The sequence below is a fragment of the Sandarakinorhabdus sp. AAP62 genome (assembly GCF_000331225.1).
In the GTDB taxonomy this organism is placed as follows: domain Bacteria; phylum Pseudomonadota; class Alphaproteobacteria; order Sphingomonadales; family Sphingomonadaceae; genus Sandarakinorhabdus.
In genome coordinates this window covers 1-8,939 of sequence record NZ_ANFY01000019.1, presented here as the reverse complement: position 1 = coordinate 8,939, position 8,939 = coordinate 1, and the positions used below count along the sequence as shown (strand labels likewise).

The window sequence follows — 8,939 nt, the reverse complement described above, 5'->3', positions numbered from 1 at the left end:
CCCCCCCCCGCCGCCGCCGCCGCCGCCTGAGCCCCTGCCGGGCACCGTCATTTATGGCACGGATAGTTCGGACAAGGCCATCATCGGTACTTCCAACAACGACATCATATCCGGCGTGCCGACCACGAGCACCACTCTGGGCAGCTTCACCTCCGACACCTTGACCGGCGGCCTTGGCAACGATGTCTTCGTCCTGGGCGACGGCCGCGGCGTGTTCTACAACGACGGGCGCGCAACCATGAACGGTGCTGGCGACTATGCGCGCATCACCGACTTCAGCGAGGGGGATCGCGTCCAACTGCTGGCCGGGAATTATTTCCTGAACACCGGAACCGTTGGCGGCTTCACGGGCACACGTATCTGGTGGGACAGCAACAACAACGGGGTGTTCGAGACGTTCGATGAACTGATCGCGCTGGTTCAGGGCAGCAAGACCATCACGGCGGCGGACTTCGTCTTCGTCGCCCCCGGCTCTTCCGCCATCGGCGAGATCGATCCGCTTGGCTTTGAAGCCACGGCCTTCGAAGCTGGCGCCTTTGCCGAAATCACGGCCGCCATTGGCAGCGGGCCAACATGGTTTGGCGATCTCGGCTTGGCCCAGTTGGGCATCGCCCAACTGCAGCAGCAGGACATCCAGATCGCTTGACGGGTCACGGCGCACGCGCCGTGCGGGGCGAAGGCCGGTCGGGGACGCCTGACCGGCCTTTTGCCGTTTGGGCCTGTCGCTTCTGGCAATGGCGGCCGGGCGGCGGGCCCGCAATGATGCCGGGTCTGCAAACAGGATCCGCTCATGACTTTGCCGCTGCCCAACGCGTCCCATGATCTTACCGGCCAACTCGCCATTGTCACCGGGGCTTCTTCGGGGCTTGGCGCCCGCTTTGCCCGCGTCCTCGCCGCCGCCGGTGCCCGTGTGGCGCTCTGCGCCCGCCGCGCCGACAAGCTGGAGGCGCTTGTAGCCGAAATCACGGCGGCTGGCGGTACGGCCCAGGCCTTCCAGATCGATGTCGCTGATCAGGCACAATGCCTCGCGCTGGCCGAAACCGTGGAAGCTGCGATGGGACCGGTATCGATCCTGGTCAACAATGCCGGCATTCCTGATGCCGCCCGCGCCCACAAGCTCAGCCCCGAGCTCTACAATCAGGTGATGGCGGTGAACGTCAACGCGCCGTGGCTGTTGTCCACCAGCCTTGCTGCCCGCCGCATCGCTGATGGCAAGCCGCTGCGGATCGTCAACATCGCGTCGATGGCGGCCTTTGAATATCAAGGCCATGGCGCGGCGCTCTACAGCATGACGAAAGCGGCCGTGGTGCGGATGACAGAGGTTCTGGCGGTGGAATGGGCGCGCTATCCGATCAACGTCAACGGCATCGCGCCTGGCGCCTTTGCCAGCGAGATGATAGACGGAATGTTGAGCCGCATGGGCGACATCACCCAGCATTTCCGCCGCAAGCGCCTGGGCGATCCGGCGATGATGGACAGCACCCTGCTCTACCTCGTCGCGCCGGCCAGCGAGGCGGTGACCGGCACGGTGATCAAGATCGACGACGGCCAGTCCAACAGGTGAGCAGCATGACCTACGAAACCATCAGCATCGAACAGCGCGGCCCGGTGGACTGGCTGACGCTCAACCGCCCGGAGGCGCTCAACAGCATCAACAACCAGATGGTGGCCGATTTGTCGGACTATTTCGGCACGCTGTTCCACGCCCGGAACACCCGCATCGTTGTGATGCGCGGGGCCGGTCGGGCCTATTGCGCCGGTCTCGACATCAAGTCTCAATCCGGGAGGGGCGAAGGCACGCAGGAAGCACCCTTCGCCGGCGGCTTCGGCTTTCAGGGCTGGTTGGCGGACGTTTATGTGAAGATGCGGCGGTGCCCACAGCCGATCATCAGCCTGGTCCATGGCGCGGCTTGCGGTGGTGGCTTTGCCTTTGCGCTGGCCAGCGACATTCGCATTGCGGCAACAAGCGCCCGCATGAATGCGGCTTTCATCAAGCTGGGCCTGTCCAGCTGCGACATGGGCACGAGCTATTTCCTGCCGCGCCTGGTAGGCGCCAGCCTGGCTGCCGAATTGATGATGACCGGCCGTTTCATCGATGCCCCGCGCGCGCTCGCCACCGGCCTGGTGAGCCAGGTGGTGCCCGATACCGAACTGGAAGCAGCGGGCGAAGCATTGGTCGCCGAAATGCTGGCTACCTCCCCCATCGGCCTGCGCATGACCAAGGAGGGGCTGGGCTATTCCATCGATGCGCCCAGCCTGGAAGCCGCCATCGCCATGGAAAACCGCAACCAGCTGATGTGTGCGGCCAGCGATGACTTCAAGGAGGGTCTGGCCGCGTTCATCGAAAAGCGGCCGCCCAATTATTCGCGCGGCTAGGCGCCGATACGGGCAATCAGCCCGATGGGATCGCCCTTCTTCACCTGATCCCAGCGATTCAACGCCGTTTCGCTGCAGAAGCGGCTTTCCCCCAGATCGACACGGCTGCCGCCCTGCGTGGCGGGAACACCCGCGCGCACCTGTCCGCTGGCCAACGCCACCACCACCCGTACCGGGCCGGCGCGGGTTTCAATCAGGCCGCAGACCCCGGGCTGGCCGTCGCCATCGAGCCCGGCGAGCGGCGCCAGCAATGTGGCATTATCATGCCCGGCCGCATGCAACAGACCCTCCGCACGGCGGGCGGCCAGTTGCTCCGGCCCGGGCTCGGGCGCGCAGGCGCTGATTGACAACAACAGAAGAATCAGGCGGCGCATGGCGGGCAGATAGCAGAGCCGAGGCAGATCTGCCCTGCCGGCACATCGTCGCGGGTGGCGATCAGGCTGGCTGGCTGGCCATCTTCTGCAGCATTTCGCCCATCATCTGGTGCACCATCTGGATGGCTTTCAGCGGCCGCACCATCACCTTGAAATGGGTGATCTGGCCAGCATCGTTCCAGGTGATCATGTCGATGCCATTCACCTTTATGCCATTGATGACGTTGTGGAATTCGATGATGGCACTGTTCGGCCCCACCCACTCGCCGCTATAGTGGAACCCCTCGCCGCCCAGCACCTTGTCGGCACTGGCGAGATATTTGAACACGATCTCGCGGCCCATCTGCGGCGTATGCACCACCGGACTTTCGAATACCGCATCCGGGTGCAGCATGTCCCACAGCGCCTGATGGTTGGGGTGTTTCACATGTTCGTGCCAACGGGCGAGATTTTCGGCGGCGGTGGGCATGGGATCTGTCTCCTTGCCGTAAGACTAACCCGTAAAGCCATCCCCTGCCCCTCTCAGCTGCGGGAGGGGTCTCATTCGGCCGCTTCGGGGCGGAAGGCCTGCCCCCCGGGCAGTTCCTTCACCTCGGCTCCGCCGCGCCGCACCCGGATCCATTGCATCACGCTTTCGATGCCAAGATAGACGACCGGGGTGATGAACAGGGTGAGCACCTGCGATACCACCAACCCGCCGAGCACGGCGATACCAAGCGGCTGGCGCAGCTCGGCGCCGGCACCAATGCCCAGCGCCAGCGGGGCGGCACCGGCCATGGCGGCAAAGGTGGTCATCATGATCGGGCGGAAGCGCTTGGCTGCGGCTTCGCGGATAGCATGGGCCGGCGTCCAGCCATGCTCACGCTGCCCGGCCAGCGCGAAGTCGATCATCATGATGGCGTTCTTCTTCACGATGCCGATCAGCAGCACAACGCCGATGATGCCGATCACGTCCAGCGGCATGTCGAACAGCCACAGGAAGGCGACAGCACCGATACCGGCCGCCGGCAGGCCCGACAGGATGGTGATCGGGTGGACGAAGCTTTCATAGAGCACGCCCAGCACGATGTAGATGACGATGATCGCCGCCAGGAACAGGATCGGCATGGATTTGGTGCTGGCCTCGAACTGCTGGGCATTGCCGCCCAGGGCGCCCGATACGCTGGCCGGCTGGCCAATCTCGACCCCGGCCGCCTCGATCAACGGCTTCACCTGGCTCAATGCCACCCCGGGCATCAGGTTGAAGGCCAGGGTGACAGCCGGCAGCTGGCTCTGGTGCGAAATGGTCAATGGCGCGCCGCCAACCGTGACGCTGGTCACCGCGGAAAGGGGCACCAGCGCGCCAGAACTGCCGCGCACATTCAGCCGGCCGATGGCATCAGGATTGGTCTGATCCTTGGGATCGATTTCCATGATCACCTGATAATCTTCGGCGTCGGTATAGATGCGGCTGATCTGCTGGTTGCCATAGGCCGCCAGCAGCACGCGGCGCACGGCTTCCACCGGTACGCCGAGCCGGGCCGCGGCATCGCGATCGACTTCGACATAGGCCTGGCGGGCGCCGCGCTGATAATCGCTGTTCACGTCCACCAGGCCGGGAATGCCGCGCATCGCCTGCTCCAGCCTGGGCGCAAAGGCGTACAGCTCGTCCTTGTCCACTGCCGAGATCGTATATTGATAATTGGTCGGCGAAGGCCGCCCGCCCAGCTGCAAATTCTGCTGCACGTTGGGGAAGGCCGCATAGCCGGGAATGCCCGACGTCGCCTTGCGCAGGCGGGCCAGCACGGTTTCGATATCGTCGCGCTCGTCGCGCGGCTTCAGCGGCGCAAACAGGCGGCCACTGCTCGACCCGCCCAGGCCCAGAATGGCATTGACGCGGGCAACCGCCGGATCGTCCTGCACGATCTTGGCGGCAATGGCGTGTTTCTTCACCATTTCCTCGTAGCCAAGATCGGGTGCGCCTTCGGTGCCGAAGAAGATGATCCCCGTATCCTCGGCCGGGAAAAAGCCCTTGGGCACGGCCATGAAGCCCCACGCCGCCACGGCGATGGACGCGACAGTCAAACCACCCACGACCTTGCGGTGCTGCAGCGACCAGTCGAATGCCTTCAAATAGCGCTCGGTCAGGCGGGCAAAAGCCGCCGTGGTGATGCGGGCAATCCTGCCGGGTTCCTGGTGGCCGGATTTCAGGAGACGCGCTGCCACCATCGGGATCAGCGTCAGCGACAACACCGCAGAGACCGCGATGGAGATGGTCATGGTCACGGCAAATTCGCTGAACAGGCGGCCGATGATGCCGCCCATGAACAGCAAGGGGATGAAGACGGCGACGAGGCTGACCGAGATCGACACCACGGTGAAGCTGATCTCGTTGGCGCCAATGATGGCGGCGCTGCGCGGATCCTCACCGTCTTCGGTGTGGCGCACGATATTTTCCAGCACGACGATGGCATCATCGACAACGAAGCCCGTCGCCAGCGTCAGCGCCAGCAGCGACAGATTGTTGAGCGTGAAGCCGAAGAAATACATGCCGGCAAAGGTGCCGATGGCAGCGACCGGCAGCACGATCGCCGGAATGAAGGTGGCGCGGGCGTCACCAAGCACCAGATAGATGACAAGGATGACGAGAAAGGCCGTGCCCACCAGCGTTGCCTGCGCGTCGAACACGCTTTCGCGCACCGATTCCGAACGATCGAGAATTTCGCTGATGTCCACAGACGACGGCATGGCTTCGCGCACCGACGGCAACACGGCACGCACATCGTCCACCAGTTTCACGACATTGGCGCCAGGCTGGCGGCTGACCGCCACGGTAAGCGACGGTTCGCCGTTGAAGCGCGCACCGCCGCGCAGCCGCTCGAAACTGCTGATCACGCTGGCAACATCGCCCACCCGCACCGGCAGGCCATTCCTGTTGGCAATGATGATATTGGCAAATTCCGACGGTTTTTCGAGCGTGCCGGACGCATCCAGCACATAGTTGCGCGCGCCACCGGTGATCGAACCAACAGCGATATTGCTGTTGGCGGCGGAAACCGCCGAGCGCAGATCGTCCACGGTCAGATTGCGGGCCGCCAGCGCGGCCGGATCAAACTGGATGCGCACGGCATAGCGACGGTCGCCAAAGGTCTGCACCTGGCCAGCACCTGGCAGGGTCGAAACCCGTGGTACCAGCAGATTGTCGACCAGTGTCTGCAAATCATTCAGCGCCCGTGTCTTGTCGCGCACCGAAAGAATGATCACCGGGGAATCGGCGGGATTGCTTTTGCGGAAACTGGGCGGATTGGGCATTTCCGGTGGCAGGCGGCGCGTCACTGCCGACAGCACCGACTGCACATCCAGCGCGGCAGAATCAATGTCGCGATCAAGCGCGAACTGTACGGTGATCTGGGTGGAACCGGTGCTGCTGGACGAAAGCACCTGTTCGATACCGGCAACCGTCGACAACTGGCGTTCGATGGGGGTCGCCACCGACGCCGCCATGATGCCCGGATTGGCACCCGGCAGACTGGCTTCGATCACGATCGTGGGCAGATCGACTTCGGGCAGCGCCGAAACGGCGAGCTGGCGATAGCCGAACAAACCGCCGAAGACGACGGCCAGGGTCAGCAATATGGTGGCGATTGGCCGCTCGACGCAGAGGCGGACGAAACCCATCAGCCGGCGCTCCCCGTCTGTGGCCCCATCTGTGGCCGTCCCGCATTGCCGGCCACCTGCGGCTTCGACGGACCCTTCAGGCGCACGCTGTCGCCTTCCTTCAGGCGCGCCAAGGCATCAACGACGACCTGCTCACCCGGCTTCACGCCGCTGGCGAGATAGACCTTGCCATCGAGTCGCCCGGCGACTTCGACATTGCGCATCTCGAGTTTTCCACCCATCCCCTTCGAATCTGGGTCCTTTGCGCCCGGCGGCTTCGGCCCGCCAGCAGCAACGGTCCACACGAATGGCGCATCGCGCCCGGTCTGCACGGCGCCTTCGGGCAACACGATATGCTGAACCGGTGCACCCAGCGGGAACAAGACTTCAACAATCGCGCCGGGCCACAGCACATCGCCATCGTTACGGAATTCGGCGCGCGCCGCGACGCCGCCGTTGCCGGGATCGACATTGTTGTCCAGAAACACCAGTCGCCCGGTGGCCAGCGTGGTTCCGGCCTGGCGGTCGCGCACGATCACCTGGCCGCCGCCGGCTGCCATCACCGCCCTCGCCTGCTGCACATTGGCCGCCGGCACGAGGAAGCGGACATGGATGGGCGAAATCTGGTTGATCGTCACCAGCGGCGTCGCATCGCCCTGGCGCACGTTGGCGCCAAGCCGGAAACCAAGCTCACCCGTGCGCCCGGAAATCGGCGCCTTCACGGTAAGGAACGACAATTGCACCTGCGCCGATTGCAGCAGGGCGCGGTTGGTTTCGATCTGGCTTCGCGCCGACCAGGCGTTGGCCCGGGCCAGATCCCGTGCGGCGGCGGAAACAAAGCCCTTTTCCACCAGCTTTTCGGCCCGCTCATAATCCAGCGTGGCGCGGCGCTCGGCTGCAATCGCACCCTTCAACTCGCCTTCGGCCTGCGCCACGGCGGCACGGGCCTGACGCGCATCGATGCGGAACAGCAACTGGCCCGCCCGCACATTGTCGCCTTCGCGAAAGGCGATGCCAACGATCTCGCCATCGGCCCGCGGGCGCACAGCCACGCTCTGGCTCGGCGAAACCGTGCCCAGCGCCACCAATGTCGGCGCGAAATCGGCCATGGCTGCCACCTGTGCCGCCACCAGCTGCGGCGGGCGCTTCCTGCCGCCGGCACCATTCTTGCCTTCTTCCCCTCCCGAACAGGCCGTCAACAAAAACGCAAACGCAAGCGATAGCGCAGGCGCACCGCCGGTGCGTATGAAGGGGGCAAATTTGGTCATCGTTCTGCAGTCCAACCAGATTACGTGCCGCGCAGGCTAATCCCCCGCGAGTGCTTGTATGGGTTCCGTTATTCGGCTTTGCCATGCGCTGCAAATACGTTCTTGCCGCACGCCGCGCGGAAGCGACGGCCGGTTTCAGGCCCGCAACTTCCAGCCCGACTTCATCACACGATAGCACACCAGCCACAACACGACGTTGACCAGCGCCAGCATGACCGCCGATTGCAGCAGCGGCCCATCCGACACGCCAATGAACCCGGCGCGGAAGCCATCGATGACATGAAAGAATGGATTGGCATGGGCAATGCTCGCCACCGTCGGGCCAAGCCTTTCAACGGCATAGAAGGTCCCCGACAGCAAGGTGAGCGGCTGGATGACGAAGTTGGTGGCAGCAGCGGCATGATCGAACTTGTCGGCCCACACGCCGGTGAGAATGCCCAGCAGCGCCAGCATTATCGCCCCCATGGTGCCGAAATAGACGACCAGCAACGGATCGCGGACCGCGACATGCACGCCCGGTGCGACCGCCATCACCGCCCACACCGCCAGCCCGACCAGCCACGCCCGGGTGAGCGCGCCGCCAACCCAGGCCAGCATCAACTCGCCGGGCGAAAGCGGCGGCATCAGCACATCGATGATCGAACCCTGCACCTTGGCGACCAGGATCGAGGACGAGGTATTGGCGAAACTGTTCTGGATCATGCCCATCACGATCAGGCCGGGCCCGAGGAAATCGGCATAGGGCACACCGAGGATCAGCACTTCGCCGCGTCCCAGCGCGACGGCAAAGATCACCAGGAACATCAGCGTCGTCACCGCCGGCGCCCAGATGGTTTGCAGCTGCACCTTGAAAAAGCGCCGCACCTCTTTCAGATAGAGGGTCTTCAGCCCTTCCGTATTCAGCCGTGCGATCACGGGTACCCCCGGTTCCGGGTGTGCTGGCAGCTTGTTATCGGCGTGCATCATGGTTAGGGGCTTACGATTGCACGCGCGCCCTGCCAAGGGGGCGATTATTGAGAGCTGGAATTGCCATGGCCTGGACCGACGAACGCATTGCAAAGCTCAAGCAGGGCTGGGAAGGCGGCATGACCGCCACCCAGATCGCCGAGATGCTGGGGGAAGGCGTCACCCGCAATGCCGTGATCGGCAAGGCACACCGCCTGGGTCTGGAAAGCCGGCCGTCGCCGGTGAAAGCCACAGATGCCGCACCGGCCCCAACCCGCGCCGCGGCAGCGCCGGCCCCGGCACCAGCCCCGGTTGCCGCGCCGCCCGCGCCGCCGCCGGC

Annotated in this window: 8 protein-coding genes and 1 pseudogene; 4 read left to right on the top strand and 5 right to left on the bottom strand. The window is 64.4% G+C overall.

The features are described from left to right. From D619_RS18175 to D619_RS0114610, 3 genes and pseudogenes are all read left to right on the top strand, one after another. A pseudogene (locus tag D619_RS18175) lies at positions 1-646 on the top strand (hypothetical protein); the annotation flags it as partial. Positions 647-790: 144 nt separating this feature from the next. Next, on the top strand, positions 791-1,564 hold the full coding sequence (locus D619_RS0114615) for an SDR family NAD(P)-dependent oxidoreductase (RefSeq protein ID WP_017669351.1): 774 nt from the start codon (positions 791-793) through the stop codon (positions 1,562-1,564). A 5-nt stretch (positions 1,565-1,569) separates the two neighbouring features. Next, positions 1,570-2,376, top strand: a complete 807-nt coding sequence (locus tag D619_RS0114610; protein ID WP_017669350.1) for an enoyl-CoA hydratase/isomerase family protein — start codon at positions 1,570-1,572, stop codon at positions 2,374-2,376. Here D619_RS0114610 and D619_RS0114605 read toward each other — a convergent pair. From D619_RS0114605 to D619_RS0114585, 5 genes are all read right to left on the bottom strand, one after another. Continuing rightward, positions 2,373-2,750 carry a hypothetical protein gene (locus tag D619_RS0114605; RefSeq protein WP_017669349.1) on the bottom strand — a complete coding sequence of 126 codons (378 nt, stop codon included), beginning with the start codon at positions 2,748-2,750 and terminating at the stop codon, positions 2,373-2,375. The two genes, D619_RS0114610 and D619_RS0114605, sit on opposite strands and share 4 nt — an antisense overlap. A 61-nt stretch (positions 2,751-2,811) precedes the next feature. Then, positions 2,812-3,219 carry a hypothetical protein gene (locus tag D619_RS0114600; RefSeq protein ID WP_017669348.1) on the bottom strand — a complete coding sequence of 136 codons (408 nt, stop codon included), beginning with the start codon at positions 3,217-3,219 and terminating at the stop codon, positions 2,812-2,814. A 71-nt stretch (positions 3,220-3,290) separates the two neighbouring features. After that, positions 3,291-6,407 carry an efflux RND transporter permease subunit gene (locus tag D619_RS0114595; protein WP_017669347.1) on the bottom strand — a complete coding sequence of 1,039 codons (3,117 nt, stop codon included), beginning with the start codon at positions 6,405-6,407 and terminating at the stop codon, positions 3,291-3,293. Next, positions 6,407-7,585: an efflux RND transporter periplasmic adaptor subunit gene (locus D619_RS0114590; RefSeq protein ID WP_193743317.1), complete on the bottom strand. Its 1,179-nt coding sequence runs from the start codon at positions 7,583-7,585 to the stop codon at positions 6,407-6,409. The genes D619_RS0114595 and D619_RS0114590 overlap by 1 nt, the downstream gene beginning before the upstream one ends. 204 nt (positions 7,586-7,789) lie before the next feature. Then, complete coding sequence (locus D619_RS0114585) at positions 7,790-8,620, bottom strand: ABC transporter permease (protein ID WP_017669345.1); 831 nt, start codon at positions 8,618-8,620, stop codon at positions 7,790-7,792. A 65-nt stretch (positions 8,621-8,685) separates the two neighbouring features. On the opposite strand from D619_RS0114585, the gene D619_RS0114580 reads away from it, so the two are divergent. Beyond that, the coding region (locus tag D619_RS0114580) for a GcrA family cell cycle regulator (protein WP_017669344.1) at positions 8,686-8,939 on the top strand (254 nt) is incomplete at its 3' end.

Bases quoted from the DNA above. Each gene is read 5' to 3' on its own strand.
- D619_RS0114615 (WP_017669351.1), top strand. From the start codon at position 791: ATGACTTTGCCGCTGCCCAACGCGTCCCATGATCTTACCGGCCAACTC.
- D619_RS0114610 (WP_017669350.1), top strand. From the start codon at position 1,570: ATGACCTACGAAACCATCAGCATCGAACAGCGCGGCCCGGTGGACTGG.
- D619_RS0114605 (WP_017669349.1), bottom strand. From the start codon at position 2,750: ATGCGCCGCCTGATTCTTCTGTTGTTGTCAATCAGCGCCTGCGCGCCC.
- D619_RS0114600 (WP_017669348.1), bottom strand. From the start codon at position 3,219: ATGCCCACCGCCGCCGAAAATCTCGCCCGTTGGCACGAACATGTGAAA.
- D619_RS0114595 (WP_017669347.1), bottom strand. From the start codon at position 6,407: ATGGGTTTCGTCCGCCTCTGCGTCGAGCGGCCAATCGCCACCATATTG.
- D619_RS0114585 (WP_017669345.1), bottom strand. From the start codon at position 8,620: ATGATGCACGCCGATAACAAGCTGCCAGCACACCCGGAACCGGGGGTA.